Raw genomic sequence first — 21,358 nt, 5'->3', positions numbered from 1 at the left:
GACGGTAAAGTTATCAGCATGCGCGACGCCCTCGACAATCCGTTCAGCCCCGGGTCCGACGCCGTTCCCGAGATCTGGGCCGGTCGGACCTCGCAGCTCAGCGACTGGCGCGACGTCCTCCGGCCCCGACTGAACCGGGGCCTTCCGGAGCGCGGTCGCACGGTCCTCGGCGAGCCCGGGCTCGGCAAGTCGTCGCTCGTCAGGCGCATCGCGCGGGACGCCGCCGCGGGAGGCGACTGGGTGACACCGCAGCTGCGGATCCCGTCCGGCGCTGATCCGTTGAAGCTCCTCGCGGCCGCCCTGCTCGCGCTGGCCGAGTCGGCAGGGCTCTCGACAGCCCGCGAGAAGCGGATCGCGAGCCTGATCGATCGCGTCCAGGCTGTTGCGGCATCGGGGCTCTCGCTGACCCTCCGCGGGAAGGAGGGGCCCGAGCCGCACGCCGTACTGACCGAGCTGCTCGTCGAGGTGGGTCGCGCGGCGATCGCCCACGACGTCGTCGTTCTCGTCCACCTCGACGAGGTGCAGAACATCGTCGACGAGAGCGCCCTCTCGCAGCTCCTCATCGCCCTCGGCGACGCGATCACCCACGAGGAGACCGTCGAGCTGCCCGGCGGGGCGCGGGTGACCCGGTTCCTCCCGCTCGCGGTCTACCTCTCGGGCCTCCCCGACTTCGAGGATCGGGCGGGTGCGCAGAAGGGCGCCACGTTCGCGCGCCGATTCAAGACGACGATCCTCACGGCGATCGACGACGACGACATCGTCGCTGCGCTGCAGGACTTCGTGCTGCCGGGCTGGGAGGTCGCCGACGACCGCGGAGGAACGGAGCGGATCCGCATGGAGACCGATGCCGTCTCGACGATCGTCGATCTCTGCCGCGGCGAGCCGTTCCTGTTCCAACTGGCCGGCGAGAGCGCCTGGTACGCCGGCACGGGCTCCACCATCACCCGGCAGCAGGTGCTCGCCGGCTGGCGAGGGGCGCAGAGGGAGGCGGCGGCCCACGTCGAGCGGATCCTGGGTCGCCTGCCCGCGCGGGAACGGGACTTCCTCGAGGCGATGGCGGCCCTGCCCGCCCCAGACCGCACCCTCACCCGGATCGCGAAGGCGATCGGGCTGTCCCGCGCCACCGAGGCCGGGACGACCGCGCAGCGCCTCGACACCGTGCGGGGGATCATCGACCGCGGCAAGCCCTACGGGTTCCGGCACCGCGCGATCGAGGCATCCCTGACGAGCGAGTGGCCGCGCGTGGAGTGACGGGACCGGTCTCCGCGTGACGGCTCCGGCGCCGTCGCAGCCGATCCCCCCGTCTGTGGGGGTTTCTGTGCGGATTCCCGTCTATTCCTCGTCCGGCACCGAACACCCGTGCAGAGTCGGGAGTGCACCGGTACGCCGGTGCCGATCGCCCGTGCTCGGGAACGACGACCGGAGGAGTCAGCCATGCTCGGAGACCTCGCACCGGATCCGCGGCTCGCCGCGCTCGGCGAGCTGGACATCATGGGCACGCCGCCCGAGGAGCGCTTCGACCGCATCACCCGCATGGCGAAGGACCTCTTCGGGGTCGCGCTGGCCGAGATCCACTTCCTCGACGAGACCACGCTCTTCACGAAGTCGCCGCAGGTGCCGGGCTGGCCGCTCCAGTATCCGAGGGCCGGCACGTTCTGCGATGCGACGCTGCGCGAGCAGCGGATGCTCGTCATCCCCGATCTCGAGACCGACGGCGAGTTCGCCGCGCACGAGAACGTCGCGGGAGCACCCCCACGTGCGCTTCTACGCCGGCCGTCCGCTGATCGTCGAGGCCGACCTCGCGGTCGGCACGCTGTGCCTCCTCGACTTCGTGCCGCGCGAGCTGACCGCCGACCAGGAGGCGCTGCTCGACGAGCTGGGCGACTGGGTGGAGCGGGAGCTGCGCGACCGGCTCGAGCGCGACCGCGCCGCGGACGTGCAGCTGCGACTGGCTCCGGCCGACGAGACCCACCCGGCCGGCTACGAGTTCTCGGGCCTCTCGATCCCGATGCGCGGTCTCGCGGGCGACTTCTACAGCTGGCGCGGCGGCGACGTCGTCGACCTGACCCTCGTCGACGTCATGGGCAAGGGCACCGCGGCGGCGATCGTCGGAGCAGGGGTCCGCTCGGCCTTCCACGCGCGCACCGGGTCCTCCGCCACCGACGCCGTGTCGGCCGTCAACGAGCAGCTGCTCGACGACTTCGCCGCGACCGGCACGTTCGCCACGCTCTTCCACGCGCGCCTCGAGACCGAGACGGGGCGCCTCTCCTTCGTCGACGCCGGTCACGGCCTGTCGGTGCTCCTGCGCCCGGACGGCTCGTTCCAGCGCCTGGCCTCGCTCGGCCTGCCTCTGGGCATCGCGGCCGAGGGCGGCTGGGTCGACCAGACCGTCGAGCTCGCGCCCGGCGACTCCCTCGTCTCGTTCACCGACGGGCTGCTCGACCTGTACGACGGCACGCTCGACTCCCTCACCGAGGCGACCGAGCTGGCCCGCTCGTGCGGCAGCACGGAGGAGTTCTTCGCCGCGATCCGCGCGCTCGCCGACTCCGGCAAGGCGCTGGACGACATCACGGTCCTGGTGGTGACCCGCACGTGAGGCGCGGGAAGCCCCACCGAGCACGCGCGCTCCTGGTCGCCGCGTCGGCCGTCGCCCTCGCGCTCCTCGGAGCCCCCGCCGCGGCCGCCGCGGACCGGGCGCCGTCCCCCGACGTGCTCACGCCCGAGTCGGGCGCGTACTTCGGCGCCAGCCTGGACTGGAGCATCGACAGCGCCGCGCAGCAGAGCGAGCGCCTCGGAGCGCCCGCCGCGGTCCTCGAGCACTCCGCGACCCTCCCGCTCTCCAGCGCCGAGACGACCTACCTCGCGCAGTTCCTGCGCCAGGCCCAGGGCGAGGGATCGCTCGCCGCGATCACGCTGCGCCCCTCCGGAGACCTCGTCGGGTTCGACGAGAGCGATGCCGAGGAGGCGGTGGCCGCTCTCGCGGACGCCCGCCAGGACGACGCGCTCCCGCTCTACCTCCGCTTCGCCCCCGACATGAACGCGGACTGGGTGCAGTGGGGCCAGGCTCCGGAGGCGTACATCGGCGCCTTCCGCGCGTTCTCGGACGCCGTGCACTCGGACCTGCCCGACGCCGCCGTGGTGTGGTCGCCGGTCGCCGGTGCCGCATACCCGTTCCAGGCGGCGCGCGGCGGCACCGACCCCGCCCTCGACACCGACGGCGACGGACTGGTCGCCTCGGGTGACGACCCCTACGGCCCCTACTACCCGGGCGACGAGTACGTCGACCGGGTAGGGCTCTCGGCCTACCACGACCCCAGCGGCGGCGGACAGCCGCTGAACGAGGTCCCCCGGCCCGGCGCGCTCGACACCGCCCTCGCCGGCGGCGGCGACCTCGACTTCTACCAGCGCTTCTCGGAGGCGACCGGCACCCCGATGCTGCTCGAGACCGCGGCGTTCTTCAGCCCCGGAGCGGGCGGACCCGGTGCGCTCGAGATCAAGCAGGAGTGGTGGCGGCAGGTCATCGCCGCGGTGTCCGGGCCGCAGTACCCGCTCCTGGACGTCGTGCTGTGGCGCGACTCCTCGTCGGCCCGCGCGGTCGTCGGCGAGGTCGTCATCGACTGGAGCATCTCGACCGACGCCGAGACCGCCGCGGCGTTCCGTGCCGACGCGGCCGGCAGCGGACTGGTGTTCGGCCCGCTCTACTCGCCGTACGGCACGGCGGGTCCGGTGCGCACCGACGGCGGCACCCTCGACGGCGCGGCGGCCTGGATCGTCGTCGCCGGCGTGCTGCTCGCGGCCGTCGCGCTCACGCTCTGGGGGCTCCTGCGCGGCCGCACGAGCCGTCTCGCCTACTCCGGCCCGCCCTCGCGCGATCTGCGCATCGACCTGCTGCGCGGCGGCGCCATCGTGTTCGTCGTCATCAACCACCTCGCTCTCGTCTCGTTCTTCCAGAACGCGACGCAGGAGGCGATCGGCATGGTCTCGGGAGCGGAGCTGTTCGTGCTGCTCTCGGGCGCGGTGCTCGGCCTGGTGCACCGCCCCAAGATCGTCGGCGGGGGCCTCGGCGAGGTCACCCTGCGCACCGGGGCGCGGGCCTGGAAGCTCTACGTCACAGCGGTCGTCGTGACCCTGATCGTCGGCTTCGCCAGCCTGGTGCCGTTCGTGAACGCGGTGCCGGCCACGACCTACGTCGACGAGGGCACCGGAGCCGCGGGCAGCGAGGCGACCGGTCGCGTCTACGACCTGTACACCGGCTTCGACTCCCTCCTGCGCTACCCCGTCGATCCGCAGACGATCGTCGACATCGCGCTCCTGCGGATCGGCCCGTGGCAGGTCAACGTCCTGGGCCTCTACGTCGTCATGCTCGTGATCGCCCCGCTGATCCTGTGGGCCCTGTCGCGGCGCCGCTGGATCCTCGTCCTCGCCGTGAGCTGGGGCCTCTACGCCGTGCAGTCGCTGCTGAGCCTGCGCCTGCTGCCCTCGCAGTTCGAGGACTCGTTCCCGCTGCTGACCTGGCAGGCCCTGTTCGTGACGGGCATGGTGGCGGGCTTCTACCGGCGCGAGATCCTCGGCTGGTTCGCCACCCGCGCCGGCCGCGTCGTGCTGGCCGTCTCGGTGATCGCGACGGTCGCGCTCGCGCTGTTCTCGTGGAACAACCCGTACCTCTCCAGCGCCTACGACCTGCGGCTCGGACTCGTGCCGGCCAACACGTTCACGTCGATCTACTCGTTCGCGTTCGAGCGCACCACGCTCGACCTCGGCCGCGTGCTCAACGTGCTCCTCGTGACGATCACGGGCTACGCGCTGCTCAGCGTCCTGTGGAAGCCGATCCACCGGGTCCTCGGGTGGTTCCTCATCCCGCTCGGCCAGGCCACCCTCTACGTGTTCGTGATGCACGTGCTCTTCGTGCTGATCGTCGCCAACGTCCCGTTCCTCGATCGAGGGAGCATCGTGATCGACACGCTCGCCTATGTCGTCGTCCTCGCCCTGCTCTGGGTCATGGTCAAGACGCGGTTCCTGTTCGGGATCGTGCCGCGATGAGCGCCCGCGGGAAGAAGAAGAAGAGCGGAGTGACGGGGCCGGGCACCGAGAGCACGCTCGTCTCGCCGGGGCGCATGCTGCTCCTGCGCATCATCGTGCTGCTCACGATCGCGCTCGGCGTGAACTACGTCGCCTGGCGCTGGGTCGCGTCCCTGAACTGGGACGCCTGGTGGATCGCCGTGCCGCTGATCGCGGCCGAGACCTACAGCCTCATCGACGTCTGCCTCTACGGCATGACCATGTGGCGCGCGCGGGGCCGGCCGGCGCCCCCGAGCCCGACCCCGAGGCCACGGTCGACATCTTCATCACGACCTACAACGAGCCGATCGAGCTCGTCATGGAGACGGCGCTGGCGGCGCAGGCCGCGCGGATCCCCCACTCGACCTGGGTGCTCGACGACGGCGACCGGCCCGAGATGCGCGCGGCCGCCGAGGGAGCCGGGCTGGGCTACATCACCCGGTCGCAGGCGTGGAAGGACATGCCCCGGCACGCCAAGGCGGGCAACCTCAACAACGCGCTCGAGCAGACGGTGGGCGAGTTCCTCCTGATCCTCGACGCCGACCAGATCCCCCGGCCCGAGATCCTCGAGCACACGCTCGGCTACTTCCGCGACCCGGAGGTGGCGCTGGTCCAGACTCCGCAGGTCTTCTCGAACGTCGCCACCGGGGACCCGCTCGGCAGCCAGGCGCCGCTCTTCTACGGGCCGATCCAGCAGGGCAAGGACGGCTGGAACGCCGCCTTCTTCTGCGGCTCCAACGCGATCCTCCGCCGCGAGGCGCTGATGCAGCTCGGCATCACCGGCTACATCCGCGAGCTCGACCGGAGCATCGCCCGGGCCCTGCGCACCGCCTCCCGCGCCGTGGCCAAGGCCCGCAGCCACCCCGCCGCCCGCGACGCCGCCGTGGCGAAGGCCCTGGACGACGTGTCGGCCGCGATCGCCCACGGGCGCACCGCCCTCGCCTCCGGGGAGCCGATCGGCTCGATCACCTACGACCTGCACCGCGCGGTCGACGAGGCCAGCTACTCCCTCGTCGCCTCCGACGTCGCCGGACTCGAGAACGACCTCGCCGAGATCCGCGCGCTCGCGCGGGCCGACGGAGGCGACGGCGACACGATCGTCGACATCGAGGCGATCGTCTCGTCGCTCGCCGATCGCGAGCTCTCGCCGCTGAACGCGCTCGAGTCCGTCCAGGCGGTCCTGCAGGGCATCGCGGTGGACCGGCCCGACGAGGCCCAGCCGATCATGCCGCTGGCCACCATCTCGGTCACCGAGGACATGGCGACCTGCATGCGCCTGCACGGCCTCGGCTGGAAGACCGTCTACCACCACGAGCTGCTCGCCGACGGCCTCGCCCCCGAGGACGCGGGCACCATGCTGGTGCAGCGGCTGCGCTGGGCGCAGGGCACCATGCAGGTGTTCCTCCGCGAGAACCCGCTGCTGCAGCGGGCCCTCTCGATCCCGCAGCGCCTGATGTACTTCGCCACGATGTGGAGCTACCTCAGCGGCTACGCGGCGGTCGTCTACTTCGCGGCGCCGATCGTGTTCCTGGTGCTCGGGATCCTGCCGGTCACCTCGCTGGCGGCGGACTTCTTCGTCCGGTTCATCCCGTTCATGATCGCCAACCAGCTGCTCTTCCTCGTCTCGGCGAAGGGCACGCCCACCTGGCGCGGCCAGCAGTACAGCCTGGCGCTGTTCCCGGTCTGGCTCGAGGCCTGCCGGACGGCGGTCAACAACGTGATCCTGCGCATCCCGCTCGGCTTCGCCGTCACCCCGAAGACCCGGCAGGAGTCGACCGGCACGCCGTGGCGCCTGATCAAGGTGCAGCTGGTGGTCATGGTGCTGCTCGTGATCGCGATCGTGGTCGGCGTCTTCCACCTCGTCGTGAACGGGGCGGAGCCGATCGGCACCGGAGTCAACATCGCCTGGGCCGTCTACGATCTGGTCGTGCTCAGCGTCCTGTTCCAGGCCGTCCACTACCAGGGCTTCTCCCCCGAGGAGTCCCCCGTTCCCGAGAAGGAGTCCGCATGACGTTCACCACCGAGAAGATCGAGCCCGACATCGCCGTCGTCCGCGGCGAGGGCAAGCTCAACATGGTCTCGGCCCCCGAGCTGCGCACCCTCGTGCTCCGCGTGATCGAGGAGGGCGAGAACCGCGTCGTCGTCGACCTCAGCGGCATCGAGTTCATGGACTCCTCCGGACTCGGCGCCCTCGTCGGCTGCCTCAAGAGCGCCCGCCAGGCCGGGGGCGACCTCCGCATCGCCGCTCCGAGCCCGCAGGTGTCGATGGTCCTCAAGCTCTCGAACCTCGACCGCGTGCTGGCGAGCTTCGAGAGCGCCGAGGACGCCTACCGTGTCTGAGCGCTCCATCGTCTTCCGGACTCCTCCGGACGGTGTCGAGGCCGTGCACGACGCCCTCGAGACGCTGTGGCAGGACCGCACCGACGTCGACGAGATGGAGCGGATGATGTTCGAGACCGCGCTCATCGAACTCGTCTCGAACGTGGTGCAGCACGCCTCCTCGACCACCACGATCATCTGCCAGCTGCGCCTCGAGGCCGACGAGAGCGTCCTGCGCGCCGTGCTGGTCGACACCGCCGACCCGCCGCTCGTCGACACCGACACGGTCGTCGAGATGCCGGACGAGTTCGCCGAGTCGGGACGCGGGATCCCCTTCATCCAGGCCCTGGTCGACTCGTTCGACCACGAGCGGGAGCACGGCCGGAACGTCTGGACCATCGCGAAGCACCGGCCCTCCTCCGCGTCGTGAGTCCGACCCTCGCGCACCGGCGCGCACGCACGCTCCCCGCGGTCGACTCCGTCGCCCTGACCGCGAACGGCTTCGACCGGCAGATCCCGCTGGTGAAGCAGCTGCCCGTGCTCGGGCTCTTCCTCGTCGCCGTCGTGCTCAGCGTCACGGTGCCGACGATCGAGGTGACGAGCGCGCCGGCGCTGATCGGCTCGGTGGTGATGATGCTGGGGGCGACGGTGCTCGCGGCCGTGCTGCCGCGCGTGGATCCGCTCGGGCGGGCGACGCTGCTGATCCCCGCCCTCGACTTCCTGGTCGTGGGCGTGCTGCGCTTCGCGACCGGCGAGAGCGCGTCGATCTTCGCCTCCCTCGCCGTGCTGCCGACCGTGTGGGTCGCGGCGGGACCGGGCCGACGGCACGTCGCCCTCGCCTGCCTCGGCGTCGGGGCCGGGCTGGTGCTGCCGTTCGTCCTCGGATCCACGCTCGAGGACAACCCCAACGAGATCGCCCGCGGGTTCTTCTCGGCGGGCGCTTTCGGGCTGGCCGCCGCGGTCGTCAACGACCTCGCCCGCATGGCGCGGGAGCGGGTGGCCGACATCAGCGCCCGCGAGAAGCTCACCCACCTCGAGCTGACCCAGGCCTCGGTCGTGCAGCAGGCGCTGCTGCCCAAGGAGCGGACGCAGGTCCTCGGCTACGCCTTCGCCGGCGTCTGCCTGCCCTCGCGCGCCATCGGCGGCGACTTCTTCGACTGGTACGACATCGAGGGCGGAGCCGCCTTCACGGTCGGCGACGTGATGGGCAAGGGAGTCGGAGCCGGCATCATCGCCGCGACCGTCCGTGCCGTCGTGCGCAGCGCGCGCGGCCACGACGACCTCTCGGTGGCCGCGTCGCGCGCCTCCGAGAGCCTGTCGTCGGACCTGGGCGAGACCGCCTCCTTCGCCACCCTGTTCCACGCGCGCCTCGACGAGGCGACCGGCACGGTCCGCTACCTCGACGCGGGGCACGGCCTCACCCTGCACGTGCGCGCCGACGGCACCTGGGATCGCCTCGCCTCGCACAACCTGCCGGTGGGCATCGACTCGGACGAGCCGTGGGCGACCGCGCAGCTGACCCTGCTGCCGGGAGACTCGCTCGTGAGCTGCAGCGACGGCATCCTCGATCTCTACGACGGACGGGTGGAGTCGCTCCGCCACGTCGCGGCGCTCGTCGCGCAGTCGACGGACGCGGCCGACGCGGTCGCGCGCATCAGCGCCGGGGCCGAGGACGGGACGAACGAGGACGACGTGACGGTGCTGGTGCTGACGCGCGCGGTGTGAGCGGGCGCGGCCCCGGCCGCTGAACCGTCGCGAACGGTCGTCCCCGCCTCTCGATCGGTCGTCTCCGCCTCTCGTTCGTCACGAACGGTCGTCCCGTGCCCTCGATCGGTCGCGAACGGTCGTTCCGAGCGAGCGGCAGGAGCCGTTCGCGACGGATCGGCCGACGGCCCACCCCCGGCGCGCGCGGACGCCTCGCCCCCCCTCGCTGATCGAGTAGCGCGCGGAGCGCGCGTATCGAGATCCACGTGCCCGGGAGCGGGTGGGTCTCGACACGCCCTTGCGGGGCTGCTCGACCAGCAGCAGGAGGGCGGCCTCGGCGGACGCGCACGGGCGGTCGGTGCCGGGACGTCAGGGCGTGGGCATGCCGCCGTTCACGTTGAGCGTCTCGCCCGCGACGAAGCTCGACTCGGCCGACGCGAGGAACACGTAGGCCGGCGCGAGCTCGGCCGGCTGGGCTGGACGGCCCATCGGCGACTCGCTCGAGCCGAAGTCCGGCAGGCTCTCGGGGTCCACGCCGTCCGTCACCTGCAGCACGGTCCAGGTAGGACCCGGCGCGACGACGTTCACCCGGATGCCCTTCGGCGCCAGCTGCTGCGCCAGCCCCTTCGAGAGGTTGTTGATCGCGCCCTTCGTCATCGCGTAGTCGAGCCGGTCGGGCGCGGGCGTGTGCGCCTCCGCCGACGCGGTCGTGATGATCGTGGACCCGGGGGCGAGGTGCGGGACCGCCGCCTTCACGATGCGGAACATCGCGAGGACGTTGACCTGGAACGTCTCGAGGAACTGCTCGTCGCTGAGCTGCAGCACGTCCTCCTGCCACACCTGCTTGCCCGCGACGTTCACGACCGCGTCGAGCCCGCCGAGCCCCTCGACGGCCTTCTCGACGAGGTCGGTGCAGTAGCCCTGGTCGCGCAGATCACCCGGGAGGGGCACCGCGGTGCGGCCCGCCGCGCGGATCAGCTCGATCACGTGCTGCGCGTCCTCCTCCTCCTCGGGCAGGTAGGCCAGCGCCACGTCGGCGCCCTCGCGCGCGAAAGCGATCGCGACCGCCGCTCCGATGCCGGAGTCGGCACCCGTGATCAGCGCGCGCCGCCCGGTCAGCCGGCCGGTGCCGCGGTAGCTGTCCTCGCCCAGGTCGGGCCGCGGGTCGAGCCGCGACTGCAGGCCGGGCTCCTCCTGGTGCTGCACGGGAGGGGTGGTGTTCGGGTACTGCGTCGCGGGGTTCGTGAAGGTGTACTGATCGGGCATGGTCTCCTGCTGCTCCCCGGCCGGGTCTCGGGCCGTCGCTCCCAGTCCACCCCACCCGCCCCTCGTCCGGAGGGGACTTGACGTCCCGCCGCGCTCCCCCCCCGCCGATCCCCCGCCCCCCTCCGTGAGGGAACCCCGGACCGTCGAGACAGCCCGGAACAGCGGGTTCCCTCGACGTTCCGGGGTTCCCTCACCGCGCGGGAGGGCCTCAGGCCCCGGCCGGGAAGAGCGGGCGCTGGAAGCGGCGCTCGTAGCGCAGGATGCACCGGGAGTCGCGGGCCAGCTCGTAGGCCGCGAGGCACTCCGGATCGGTGAGGGACTCGATCCGGTACCGCTCGTAGTCGGCCAGGGACGGGAAGGTGAAGAGCGTGAAGGCCTCGTCGCTGTCCCCCTCCGACGGGAGGAAGTACCCGTGGTGCTGTCCGCCGAAGCGCTCGACCAGCACCATCCAGCGATTCGCGTAGTCCGTGAAGACGTCGATCTGCTCCGGATCGATCCGGTAGCGCAGGTGGATCGTGATCACGAGCGTCCCCCTCGCGTCCGCCCGTGCCGCTCCGGCGTCGTGGTCCTGCGCATCGCTCCCCCTCGCGAGGTCGGCCGTCTCCGGCGTGCGGATCCTCCGCACCGCTCCACAGTGCCAGCGCGCCGCGCCGCCCGAGGGGCGGCGACGGACGATCACCGTCGAGAAGCCGCCAGGACGTCGGCGCTCACCAGCCCTCGGGACCGGCGCTCCCCGCCGCGTACTCCTCGAGCGGAGCGGCGCCGTCGGCCCAGTGCGCGAGCACCGGGGTCACGATGCGCCAGCACTGCTCGGCCACGTCGCCCGGCACCGAGAGCAGGGTGTCGCCCTGCAGGATGCCGGCGAGCACCTGCGCGTAGGCGTCGAGGGTCGCCGCGCCGGGCTCGGCCCGCAGCGTCGTGCGCTCGAGGCCGGTCAGGTCGTCGGCGCTGTTGACGAGCAGGTCGAGCGCGACGTCGCCGCCCGTGAGCGACATCCTGAGCACCGTCCCCGCGCCGGCCTCGGTCGAGCGGAGGCCGCGGGGCGGCGTCGAGGGGCGGAAGTGCACGGCGACCTCGGAGCGCGGGTCGCCGATCGCCTTGCCGGAGCGCAGGACGAACGGCACGCCCGCCCAGCGCGGCGTGTCGACCTGCAGCAGCAGCTGCGCGAGCGTCTCGGTGCCGGCGTCGGGATCGACGTCGGGCTCGTCGACGTAGGAGGGGAGGAGCCGGCCGTCGATCCGCCCCTCCGTGTAGCGGGCACGGCGGGCCGTGTCGGGGTCGTCGCGCCAGAGCCGGACGGCCCCGAGGACCTCGGCCATCCGCGCGTGGACGTCCTCGGGCGAGACCTCGTCGGGGCGCTCCATCGCGGTCAGCGCCAGCACCATCAGCAGGTGGCTCTGCAGCATGTCCCGCAGCGCCCCGGTGCCGTCGTAGAACTTCGCACGCCCCTCGATGCCGAGGGTCTCGTCGTAGACGATCTCGACCTTCTCGACGTGCTCGGCGCTCCAGCCCGCCTCGAGCAGCGCGTTGCCGAAGCGCAGGCCCAGCATCCCCATCACGGTGGCGTTGCCGAGGAAGTGGTCGACGCGCCAGAGCCGGTCCTCCGGGATCACGGCCGCGAGTGCGGCGTTCAGGGCGACGGCGTCGTCGAGGTCCTCGCCGAACGGCTTCTCGATCGCGACGACGAGATCCTCGGGCAGCTCGATCGCGGCCAGCGACTCCGCGACGGCGTGGCCCATCGCGGGCGGGAGGGCCACGTAGAGCACGGGCGTCGTGGGGCAGGCGTCGAGCAAGGCCGTCAGCTGCTCGGGATCGGAGGCGTCGGTCGCGACGAAGCGGGCCCGCGAGGAGAGGTCGTCGACGGTGCTCGCCGCGATCCCCGCGTCCTCGAGGCTGCGGCGCACGAGCGCCTGCCACTCCTCGTCGCTCTGCGGCGTCCGGGCGGCTCCGATGAGGGTGACCTCCGAGTCGCGAGCGAGCTCGGCGACGCGGCCCAGTCCCGGCAGCAGCAGCCGCTCGGTGAGGTCGCCTCCCGCGCCCAGGATCGCGACGGTGCGCCGCGTCCGCTCGAGTGCGGCGGCCTCGGGGATCCCGATCTGCTCGGTCATGATGTCTCCTCCTGTGCGTCCTTCCTCACGGTAGGGGACGGGTCTGCGCTGTTCCTCCGTGCCTCCTCCGTGCCTCCTCCGCGCCTCCTCCGCGCACGCTCCGCCCGCGGTCCCGCCGCCGCCGCCGAGCGCCTGTGCCGAGGGAACCCCCGACCGTCGAGGGAACCCGCATCTGCGGGCTCCCTCGACCGGCCGGGGTTCCCTCACCGCGCGGCCGGGCGCGCTAGCGTCGCTCCTGACGGCGGGGGACCGCCAGGGGGAAGGTCCGCATGCTCGAGGAGTCCGACCGGGAGCTGATGCGGGTCGTGTCCCGCTACCTGAAGCGCGTCGAGGCGCTCGCCGCCACCGAGCAGACGGCCGAGCGCACCCCGCTCGGCGACGCGGTGAGCGAGCACCTCGGCACCGATGCGACGACGCTCGCGGTGACCACCGAGGAGGTCCTGCCGCACCGCCTGGTCGACGCCGACCTCGCCCTCGACGCGCTCGGAGGAGCCGAGGCGTCGGTCCTGGGCGTCGGCGGCGGCGAGCAGCGGTTCCACTCCTCCATCGGCGAGATGCTCGGCAACCCGCACACCCGCTTCGCCCCGGGCCCCGTGACCTACGCCACCCGCGCGACCGGCCCCCTGACCGACCGCCGCGTGATCGCGTTCGGCGTGCGGCTCCTCCGCGTCGAGGGCGTGCCGTTCGCGGTGCTGCAGCGCGACGCGATGCCGCAGACCGGGCGCGAGGCGGCGTCGCTCGAGATCCTCGCGGCCGACGAGGACGCCGTGCCCGCGTTCGTCCGGCGCCTGCACGCCCTGATGGTCGAGCACAGCGTGCTGCGCGGCCAGGTGCTGTCGTTCGCCGGCTCCGAGTTCGGGCGCCACGCGGGTGCGACCTTCCTGCCGCGGCCCGACGTCGCGGCGGGCGACGTGGTGCTCGAGGACGGCGTGCTCGAGTCCGTCGTCGACCACGTCGTCGGCATCGGCGAGCACCGCGACGAGCTGCTCGCGGCGGGCCAGCACCTCAAGCGCGGGCTGCTGCTCTACGGCCCTCCCGGCACCGGCAAGACGCTGACCGTGCGCCACCTGCTCTCCCGCACCCCGGGCACGACCGCGGTCGTCCTCACCGGATCGAGCATCCGGTTCATCGGAGCCGCGGCCGAGATCGCGCGGACCTTCCCGCCGGCGCTGGTCGTCCTCGAGGACATCGACCTCGTCGCGATGGAGCGCGCGCACAGCCCGCAGCCGCTGCTCTTCGAGGTGCTCGACGCCCTCGACGGCCTCGACGGGGACGCCGACGTGGCCTTCGTGATGACCACCAACCGCGTGCAGGTCCTCGAGCGCGCTCTCGCCGCCCGACCGGGCCGGGTCGACCTCGGCGTCGAGATCCCGCTGCCGGGTCCCGACGCCCGCCGCCGCCTGTTCCGCCGGTACGCCGCCTCCCTCCCGTTCAGCGAGGCGGCCCTCGACGCCGCGGCCGAGCGCGCGGAGGGGGACCACCGGCTCCTTCGCCAAGGAGCTGATGCGCCGCAGCGTGCTCGCGGCGGCCCTGCGCGGGGCGGCTCCGACCGACGACGACCTCGCGGCGGCGCTCGACACCCTGCTCTCGTCGGCGGAGTCGCTGACGCGGCTGCTGCTCGGCAGTCCGGGCGAGCGCGGCGAGGCGCCCGAGGAGGGCGATGCACCCGACGGGAGCGGCACCGTCGACGGGAGCGACCCGTACGAGGACGACGGCTACGGCGTCGTCACGACCGCCGCCCAGCACGCGTCCCCCGGCATGAGCAGCCGCTACTCGGTCTCGTACGAGCCGGACCAGGGCGTCTGAGCCCCACCCGCCGCGATAGCAGCACCCGCCCCGCGCAGCCAGTCCCTGCGCGGGGCGGGCGATCGTGGTCGACTGCTCGGACACGTCCCCGCTCGAAAGCCGGTCCCATGCTCTCCCTCGTGTACGCCAGCCGCGCCACCGCCCCGTTCGACGAGGCGCACCTCGCGTCGCTCCTGCAGCAGAGCCGCGCCGACAACGGGCGCGTCGATCTCACCGGCATGCTCCTGTACCGCGACGGCCGGTTCCTCCAGGTGCTCGAGGGGCCCGACGACGCGGTGCAGGAGCGGATGGACGCGATCGCCCACGATCCCCGGCACGAGTCGATCCGCATCCTGCTGAAGGAGTCCACGACCGAGCGCCTGTTCCCCGAGTGGTCGATGGCCTACGCCGCCGTCCCCGACGCCGAGGGCCAGCCCGAGGGCTTCCGCACCACGTTCGAGGACCTCGCCGGCGACCGCGACACGAGCATGACCCTGCCCGCCCTGCGCGAGCTGGTCCGCTGGTTCCAGGAGCGCCCGGCGGCCTGAGCCTCCGCCGGCCCTGGCATGCTCGAGGGGGTGGGGATCGGAGTGGACGGCCGCGAGCTGCGACGGCTGCAGAGGCAGCACCGCGAGCTGCTGCACCGGCGCTCCCCCGAGCTCGCCGATCCCGAGTGGGACCTGGTGCGCGACGCGGTCCTCGCCGTGCTGACGGAGGAGGACCTCTGGGGCCTGCTTCCGGAGGCGCCGGCCGACGAATACCTGCCCGAGGCGGTCGACCTCGCCCGGCTCCTGCTCCAGGACGGCGCCTGCCTCGGTCTGCACGTGCGGACCTGCTGGGCGGCGCTGTTCGACACGGTGCTCGACGTCGAGGTCGCCGATCAGCTCGCGGGGCGGATCACGGCGGAGGTGCGGGCGGCGATCGCCCTCGCGCCGGAACCCTCCGCGGACCCCGTTCGCGAGGCCGCGGCCGAGTTCCTCCTCGGCGGCTGCCGGCCCCGCCAGGTCGTCGCGGCGGCCGTCGAACGGGTCGCGGCGGGGGTTCCGGGCGAGCGGCTGCTGGCTCTCGCCTCCCTCTACTCCGACGCGTCGGTCTGGGAGGTGCTCGACGCCCTGAACGCGGCATTCGCGGAAGCGGGAGAGCCTGATCTCGTCGAGGGCAGCGACGAGACCGCGATCCTCGCGCTGCGCTCGGCGTGCCGGAGGCTCCTGGCGGGCGCGATCGACGCGTACTCGCTCGGGTCCTGGGCGGGTTCGCGCGTCGGCTTCCTCGGCCCCACGGTCACGGCACCGATCACCCTCCTCGGCGACGACCTCCACGTCGTCGACGCCGACGATCCCGGGCCCGGCCCGGCGGCACTGCTCGACGCCGACCTCCGCGCCGTCGCCTTCCTCCGCGCGACCGCCTGACCACCCGTTCCGGCCCGCTGTCGGGCTCCTGTCGAGTCCCTCCGCTCTGCTCCTCCGCCACGGATCACGGACCGCCCCCATCCGTCACGAACGGCGGCCTCGCACCCCCGGGGACCACCGTCCCTGACGGATCACGCCCCGCCGGACCCCGTCCAGGCGGCGCCCTCACCCCCCAGCCGAGCTCGGCCAGCGCCTCCCGTGCGTCGCGGCGCGGCGAGTACGGCACCTCGACGCCCCGCACCAGCCGGTAGTCCGTGTCGCCCGGCCCCACCCAGAGCACGCTGTCGGAGTCGGTGGCCGAGCCCAGCGCCGCACGGATCGCCTCCGCGGGCTCCGCGATCTCGCGCACGTCGCTCCCGTCGCGCGCCCCGTCGAGCAGCGCGCGCCGGATCCGCGCCGGGTCCTCCGACCGCGGGTGGTGATCGGTGACGACGACCACGTCGGCCCCCTCCGCCGCGGCCCGCCCCATCGGCCCGCGCTTGGACGGATCCCGGTCGCCGTCGGCTCCGAGCACCACGATCACGCGCCCCGGGGTCACTTCGCGCAGCGCCGCCACGGTCTTCTCGATCGAGTCGGGCGTGTGCGAGAAGTCGAGGTACACCCGCGGCCCGCGCTCGCCCGACACCAGGAGCGACCGGCCCGGCACGCGCGCGTCGATGCCGTCGCGCACCGCCTCGGCGAGCGCCGCGAACGGATGCCCGGCCGACAGCAGCATCACCAGGGCGAGTCCCGCATCCGCCGCCATGTGCCGGCCGACCAGGGGGACGGAGGTGGTCAGCGACCCGTCGGGCCCGCTGAGCCGGAACAGGGTCCGGTCGGTCGTCGCCTCGAGCACCTCGACCCGCCAGTCGGCGTCCGCGCCCGGGACGGACGCGACCGTGACCACCGGCACCTCGGCGAGGTCGCGCATCCGCCCGCCCGCCGGCGAATCGAGCAGCACCACGGCGCGCTCCGACAGCTCCGGACGCAGCAGCCGCGCCTTCGCCCGCAGGTACTCGTCCATGTCCGCGTAGTCGTCGAGGTGGTCGTGGCTGAGGTTCGTGAAGCCTGCGACCTCGAAGCGCAGCCCGTCGACGCGGTGCCGCGTGAGCGCCTGCGCGCTGACCTCTAGCGCAGCGGCGTCCACCCCGTCCTCGACCATGCGCGCGAGCAGCGCGTGCACCTCGGGCGCCTCGGGCGACGTGAGCCGGCTGGCGATCTCGACGGGGCCGCTGCGCCGTGTCGCCGTCGAGCTGTGCCCGACGCGCAGCCCGAGCTGCTCGAGCACCGCCGTGAGCAGGTGCACGGTCGTCGTCTTGCCGTTGGTCCCGGTGACGCCGAAGAGCGGCGGGCGGGCGGAGTCGGTGCCGTAGACCCGCGCGGCGACGGGGCCCAGCACCCGGCGCGGATCCGGAGCGACGAGCACGGGCAGACCGTCGACCCGCCGCCGGCCGTCCTCGTCGGTGAGCACCGCGACGGCCCCCGCCGCCCGCGCCCGCTCGACGAAGTCGGCACCGTGAGCGCCCCGGCCCGGCAGCGCGGCGAACAGGCCGCCCGGCTCGACCTCGCGATCGCTGACGGTGACGCTGGTCACCCGGACGTCGGGCCCGTCGAGGCGCAGGCCCGCGGTCGCGGCGAGCTCCGAGAGCAGAGCTCCCGCCGCGCGACGCGGCCGGAGGAACGAGAAGTCCGGCACCGCGCCCCTTGCGTGATCAGTGGGCTCATCGGTCCGGCCCGTCCCGCCGATCGGAGGAAACCGCTCGCCGGAGGTGAAGAGAGTTGACAAGCGCCGGGCGACCCGATCCGCAGGAGGTCGAGGGAGGGGCCGGACCCGTCCGCCCGAGCGCCGTCGGAGCGCGACTCCTCTCGGCGTTTCCCCTCGTCGGGTTCGGACTGCTCGTGTCCGCGTGGACGCGGCGGGCGCAGGAGCTCGCGGGCGCCCCCGGTGAAGCGGGGCGGTCGGGAGCGCTGCAGCGGACGTCCACTCCGAGCGTCGGCCGTCTCGCCGCTCTGGCGCTCGCCGGAGAAGTGGGAGATGGTGGCTCCGTGACTCCCGGCCGGCGCATCCCGCTCTCCTCCGCAGTCCTCGCGGCGCTGCTCTCACTGGCCGGATGCTCGCTTCCGGCTGAGAGCGACGATCCCGTCGTCGAGAAGTCTCCGGTCGGCGAGACCGCGGTCTGGGAGCTCGCCGATCCGTCCGGAGTGTCGCCGCGGATCGAGCAGGTGGATCTCCTCGTCAGCCGCCTCGAGGTGCGCCTCAGGAGTCACCGGAGCGACCCTGCCGCCCGTCGTCTCCCTCGGTGAGGCGGACGTCGTCATCCGTGTGGACGCGTCCTGGAACGGGACGTCCGGGGGGACCTGTCCCGCCAACGACCTCGTTCCCGTCACCGTTCAGCTCGGCGAACCCCTCGGACAGCGCGCGCTCGTCGACGGCGCCTGCCTCCGAGAGGACGCCGCGGGGACCGCCTCGTGCGAGGACAGCGGCGTCGGCCTCGGCGGGCGGTAGCACCGTCGGGACTCGCATCGGACCCGACGCCCGAAGCGCTCCAGCCGAGAGGCCGACGAACGGCCGAGCCCCGACGTCCTCGAGGGTGACGGGTCCGGACGATCGATCCCGCCGCGTCGCGGATCGCGACGCGGGTCTCCTCCACAGGGTGGTCCGGAGGCCGGATCGTCGTCGACGGGCGAAGACCGCCCCCTTGGTGTCGGTGGTCCCTGATTCAATACGCGTATGGCAGAGATCGGAACAGCGCAGGCGGCCCTCACGCAGGTGCACGAGTGCGGGGACGAGGCGTCCCGACTCGTGCGCTCCGCGGCTCCCGTGCTCCTGGCCGCCGCCGAGGCGCTGTACGCCGGGTATCGGGCGGCCCTCGCCTGTCCGGAGGCGTTCGCGCGGGGCGGTGCAGGCGGTCCCGGCGCAGGCGCGAGCCGCAGCGAGGCGGCGGACCTGGTCGAGCGATCGATCCGCGCCGAGTTCGCGGTCGCGCTCGGTGTCTCCGAGCGCGTCGCCTCGCGGGAGTTGGAGCAGGCGCAGCTGCTCACCGAGGATCTTCCCCGCACACGTGCGGCTCTCGCTGCGGCGCGGATCCGCTGGGAGGCCGGGCAGGTGATCTGCTCCGCCGCCGCCACCCTGCCCGTGGCCTCGCGCGCAGCCTTCGACGAGCGCGCCGCGGAGGTCGCGGTGTCGATGACGCCGACCCAGCTGCGGCGCGCGGTGGCGCGGCTCCGCGAGGAGCTGCACGAGCAACCGCTCGCCGACCGCCACGCCCGGGCCCGCCAGGACCGATCGGTGTGGATCACGCCCGAGGTGGACGGCATGGCGACGCTGTCGGCGTACCTGCCGGCCGCCGCTGCCGTCGGCGCGTTCCACCGCCTGGACCGCATCGCCCGGAGCCTCCGCGACGGCGACGGTTCCGTCAGCGGAGACGGGCGCACTCTCGCCCAGCTGCGCGCCGACGCTCTCATCGATCTGCTCTGCGACGGAGACGTCTCGGGCACCACGCCCGTCGACGGCGACTCGTCCGCCGTTCCGACCTTTGTGCCGGGGATCCGAGCGGAGGTGCGGGTGACGCTCTCGGCGAGCACCGCTGCCGGGCTCGACGACCACCCCGCCTACCTCGACGGCTACGGACCCGTGCCTGCCGCCGTCGCTCAGCAGCTCGCGGGCCCGGGAACGACGTTCACCTGCGTCACGGCAGCACCGGGCACGGGCACGGTCCTGGACGTCGGGCGCACCCTCCGGGTTCCGCCTCCGCGCATGCGCCTGCTCCTGCAGCTGCGCGACCGGACCTGCCGGTTCCCCGGCTGCACACGTCCCGCGTCCACCGCCGAGGCCGACCACACCCTCGAGTGGCGCCACGGCGGCACGACCGACGTGCACAACCTCGCCTCCCTGTGCGTCGCGCACCACCACGTCCGCCACGGCGACCGGTGGACCTACGTCCTCCATCCCGACGGGGTCGCCGACTGGATCACTCCCACCGGCCGCCGGGTCACCACCCGACCGGCGCCTCTCCCCGGAGGACCACCCGAGCCGACCCCTCGACCGCGGTTCGTCGACCCGCCGGCGCCGGTCTGAGGCGCGTCGGCTCGCGCATCGCCGGGCGCCTCCGACTCCGCGCCGCCCTGCTGCTCCATTCCGCCCTGCTGCTCCATCGCTCCGTGCTGCCTCGACGCGCCCGGCCACCCCTCGCCGCACCACCACCACCACCACGCAGCGTTCGACGGCACTCGAGCCGCTACTCCCCCGTCGGCCGCCGCCGTTGCTTCTTCGTCGCCGACCGCTGCTGCTTGGCGGCGGCGTGCCGCCGGGCCGACCCCCGCGTCGGCCTGGTCGGTCGGCGCGGAGCCGCCGGCGGTGCCAGTGCCGAGCTCACCAGCCCCCGCAGCTGCTCGAGCGCCACCTCGCGGTTCCGCAGCTGCGACCGCTGCTCCGACACCGTCACGGTCAGCGTCCCCGAGACCAGCCGCCGCTCCAGCCGCTCGAGGATCCGCTCCCGCTGCGACTCGTCCAGCACCGCGGATGCCGCCACGTCCCACGTCAGCTGCACCCGGCTGTCCGACGTGTTCACGTGCTGCCCGCCCGGCCCCGACGACCGCGAGAACCGCCACTGCAGCTCCGACGCCGGGATCGTCAGACCGCGGCCGACCTCGAGATCCACGACGTCGCACCTCCCTCGAGCGCCTCGCGCCTCAGCACTGGAGCACCACCGCGCCGTAGTGCGTCCCCGCGCCCGTCCCGACCAGCAGCAGCGACTCCCCCTCCTGCGCCCGCGCGCGATGCAGCGCCAGCGGCAGAGCGGAGCCGATCGTGTTGCCGACCTCGGGCAGCGTGACCACCATCCGCTCGCGCCCCCACAGCCGCGCCATGCCCTCGAGCCCCGCGCCGCTCGTCTGGTGCGGCACCACCCGGTCGATGCCCGGGAGGCCCGAGCCGAGCCCCGGCCGCACGGTCTCGAGGAACGCCGGGAAGTGCCGCAGCGCGTCGATCAGCAGCCGGATCCCGTCCATGTCGAAGCGGAAGTCCCCGAGCCGGTCCGCCGCCTCCTCGATCCGGATCCGCGAGCCGAACCCGCGGATCTCGGCGTGCGCCACTCCGCTCGTGCGCGTCGCGAAGCGCGACGTCGTGATCCCCTGCCCCGGAGTCGCTGCGCGCCCCACGACGACCGCCGCGGCCGCATCGCCGATCAGCAGGGCGCTCTCGGGCTGGCCGAGGTCGATGCCGCGACTGCCGCCCTCCGTCGACACGATCAGCACGCGCTCGGCGCGGTGCGTGGCGAGCAGGAACCCCGCCTCCTGCAGCGCGAAGAGAAACGAGAGGCAGGTGGCGTTCAACGAGTACGCCGAGACGCCGGTCATGCCCAGTCCGGCGGCGAGCAGCGCGCCCCCGTCGGGGATCGCCTGCAGCTGCGTGCCCGACGCGTTCAGCACCACGTCGATATCGCGCGGCTCGAGCTCGGCTGCGGCGAGCGCCCTGCGGGCCGCCAGCAGCCCCAGTTCGAGCGGGTCCTCGTCGTCCGCGAGCCAGTGCCGCGTCACGACTCCGGTGCGGCGGATCGCCTCGTCGACGTCCAGACCGCAGAGTCCGGCGATCTCGGCGGTCGGCACGACGCGCCGAGGCAGCGCCTCTCCGGTGCCCAGGAGCCGGACGGGGAGCACGTCGGACACGATCGCGTCCCTCCTGCGCCGGCCCGTCGGAGGTCGCCGCTCCCCCTGTATAGCGGGGATGCG

Annotated in this window: 17 protein-coding genes and 1 pseudogene; 11 read left to right on the top strand and 7 right to left on the bottom strand. The window is 73.4% G+C overall.

The features are described 5' to 3' along the window. Positions 1 to 18: 18 nt before the first annotated feature. The gene (locus AC0CID_RS14680) at positions 19 to 1,251 is read left to right on the top strand and encodes an ATP-binding protein (protein ID WP_207407171.1); all 1,233 of its coding nucleotides are present in this window, start codon (positions 19 to 21) and stop codon (positions 1,249 to 1,251) included. 177 nt (positions 1,252 to 1,428) lie between these two features. Here the strand turns inward: AC0CID_RS14680 and AC0CID_RS14675 are convergent, their stop codons facing one another. Beyond that, on the bottom strand, positions 1,429 to 1,731 hold the full coding sequence (locus AC0CID_RS14675) for a hypothetical protein (protein ID WP_465227375.1): 303 nt from the start codon (positions 1,729 to 1,731) through the stop codon (positions 1,429 to 1,431). A gap of 25 nt (positions 1,732 to 1,756) precedes the next feature. Between AC0CID_RS14675 and AC0CID_RS14670 the strand changes: the two genes are divergently transcribed. The 6 genes and pseudogenes from AC0CID_RS14670 to AC0CID_RS14645 all read left to right on the top strand — a co-directional run bounded on the left by AC0CID_RS14670 (position 1,757) and on the right by AC0CID_RS14645 (position 9,102). Continuing rightward, positions 1,757 to 2,596: a PP2C family protein-serine/threonine phosphatase gene (locus tag AC0CID_RS14670; protein WP_465227374.1), complete on the top strand. Its 840-nt coding sequence runs from the start codon at positions 1,757 to 1,759 to the stop codon at positions 2,594 to 2,596. Beyond that, entirely contained in the window at positions 2,593 to 5,040 is a 2,448-nt protein-coding gene (gene opgC / locus AC0CID_RS14665) for an OpgC domain-containing protein (protein ID WP_465227373.1), read from the top strand. Before AC0CID_RS14670 ends, opgC begins: the two co-directional genes overlap by 4 nt. Positions 5,041 to 5,114: 74 nt before the next feature. Beyond that, positions 5,115 to 7,069: pseudogene (locus AC0CID_RS14660) on the top strand (glycosyltransferase family 2 protein). Next, positions 7,066 to 7,398 carry an STAS domain-containing protein gene (locus AC0CID_RS14655; protein WP_207407174.1) on the top strand — a complete coding sequence of 111 codons (333 nt, stop codon included), beginning with the start codon at positions 7,066 to 7,068 and terminating at the stop codon, positions 7,396 to 7,398. The pseudogene AC0CID_RS14660 and the gene AC0CID_RS14655 overlap by 4 nt, the downstream one beginning before the upstream one ends. Next, entirely contained in the window at positions 7,391 to 7,807 is a 417-nt protein-coding gene (locus AC0CID_RS14650; protein ID WP_465227372.1) for an ATP-binding protein, read from the top strand. The genes AC0CID_RS14655 and AC0CID_RS14650 overlap by 8 nt, the downstream gene beginning before the upstream one ends. Then, complete coding sequence (locus tag AC0CID_RS14645; RefSeq protein WP_207407177.1) at positions 7,804 to 9,102, top strand: PP2C family protein-serine/threonine phosphatase; 1,299 nt, start codon at positions 7,804 to 7,806, stop codon at positions 9,100 to 9,102. The genes AC0CID_RS14650 and AC0CID_RS14645 overlap by 4 nt, the downstream gene beginning before the upstream one ends. A 348-nt stretch (positions 9,103 to 9,450) precedes the next feature. Here the strand turns inward: AC0CID_RS14645 and AC0CID_RS14640 are convergent, their stop codons facing one another. The 3 genes from AC0CID_RS14640 to AC0CID_RS14630 all read right to left on the bottom strand — a co-directional run bounded on the left by AC0CID_RS14640 (position 9,451) and on the right by AC0CID_RS14630 (position 12,455). Further along, positions 9,451 to 10,347, bottom strand: a complete 897-nt coding sequence (locus tag AC0CID_RS14640; RefSeq protein WP_465227371.1) for an SDR family oxidoreductase — start codon at positions 10,345 to 10,347, stop codon at positions 9,451 to 9,453. 208 nt (positions 10,348 to 10,555) lie between these two features. Further along, positions 10,556 to 10,870: an NIPSNAP family protein gene (locus tag AC0CID_RS14635; protein ID WP_465227370.1), complete on the bottom strand. Its 315-nt coding sequence runs from the start codon at positions 10,868 to 10,870 to the stop codon at positions 10,556 to 10,558. A 184-nt stretch (positions 10,871 to 11,054) separates the two neighbouring features. Then, the gene (locus AC0CID_RS14630; protein WP_465227369.1) at positions 11,055 to 12,455 is read right to left on the bottom strand and encodes a glucose-6-phosphate dehydrogenase; all 1,401 of its coding nucleotides are present in this window, start codon (positions 12,453 to 12,455) and stop codon (positions 11,055 to 11,057) included. A gap of 269 nt (positions 12,456 to 12,724) precedes the next feature. Between AC0CID_RS14630 and AC0CID_RS14625 the strand changes: the two genes are divergently transcribed. Then, positions 12,725 to 14,788: a BLUF domain-containing protein gene (locus AC0CID_RS14625; protein WP_465227368.1), complete on the top strand. Its 2,064-nt coding sequence runs from the start codon at positions 12,725 to 12,727 to the stop codon at positions 14,786 to 14,788. Positions 14,789 to 14,818: 30 nt separating this feature from the next. Continuing rightward, positions 14,819 to 15,649: a hypothetical protein gene (locus AC0CID_RS14620; protein ID WP_465227367.1), complete on the top strand. Its 831-nt coding sequence runs from the start codon at positions 14,819 to 14,821 to the stop codon at positions 15,647 to 15,649. Positions 15,650 to 15,713: 64 nt separating this feature from the next. Here the strand turns inward: AC0CID_RS14620 and AC0CID_RS14615 are convergent, their stop codons facing one another. Further along, positions 15,714 to 17,324, bottom strand: coding sequence for a Mur ligase family protein (locus AC0CID_RS14615; RefSeq protein WP_465227366.1), 1,611 nt, complete (start codon positions 17,322 to 17,324; stop codon positions 15,714 to 15,716). 203 nt (positions 17,325 to 17,527) lie between these two features. On the opposite strand from AC0CID_RS14615, the gene AC0CID_RS14610 reads away from it, so the two are divergent. Together AC0CID_RS14610 and AC0CID_RS14605 are read left to right on the top strand one after the other, a co-directional pair. After that, positions 17,528 to 17,932, top strand: coding sequence for a hypothetical protein (locus AC0CID_RS14610; protein ID WP_465227365.1), 405 nt, complete (start codon positions 17,528 to 17,530; stop codon positions 17,930 to 17,932). Between the two features lie 427 nt (positions 17,933 to 18,359). Continuing rightward, a complete protein-coding gene (locus AC0CID_RS14605; RefSeq protein ID WP_465227364.1) occupies positions 18,360 to 19,706 on the top strand; it encodes an HNH endonuclease signature motif containing protein in 1,347 nt (448 codons plus the stop codon). Between the two features lie 160 nt (positions 19,707 to 19,866). Here AC0CID_RS14605 and arfB read toward each other — a convergent pair whose 3' ends face one another. Beyond that, positions 19,867 to 20,289 carry an alternative ribosome rescue aminoacyl-tRNA hydrolase ArfB gene (gene arfB, locus AC0CID_RS14600; RefSeq protein WP_207407409.1) on the bottom strand — a complete coding sequence of 141 codons (423 nt, stop codon included), beginning with the start codon at positions 20,287 to 20,289 and terminating at the stop codon, positions 19,867 to 19,869. Positions 20,290 to 20,320: 31 nt separating this feature from the next. After that, on the bottom strand, positions 20,321 to 21,295 hold the full coding sequence (locus tag AC0CID_RS14595; RefSeq protein ID WP_465227363.1) for a 3-oxoacyl-[acyl-carrier-protein] synthase III C-terminal domain-containing protein: 975 nt from the start codon (positions 21,293 to 21,295) through the stop codon (positions 20,321 to 20,323). Positions 21,296 to 21,358: the final 63 nt, after the last annotated feature.

The organism is Rathayibacter sp. AC451 (assembly GCF_979253095.1).
This window is presented reverse-complemented; position numbering and strand designations above follow the sequence as displayed.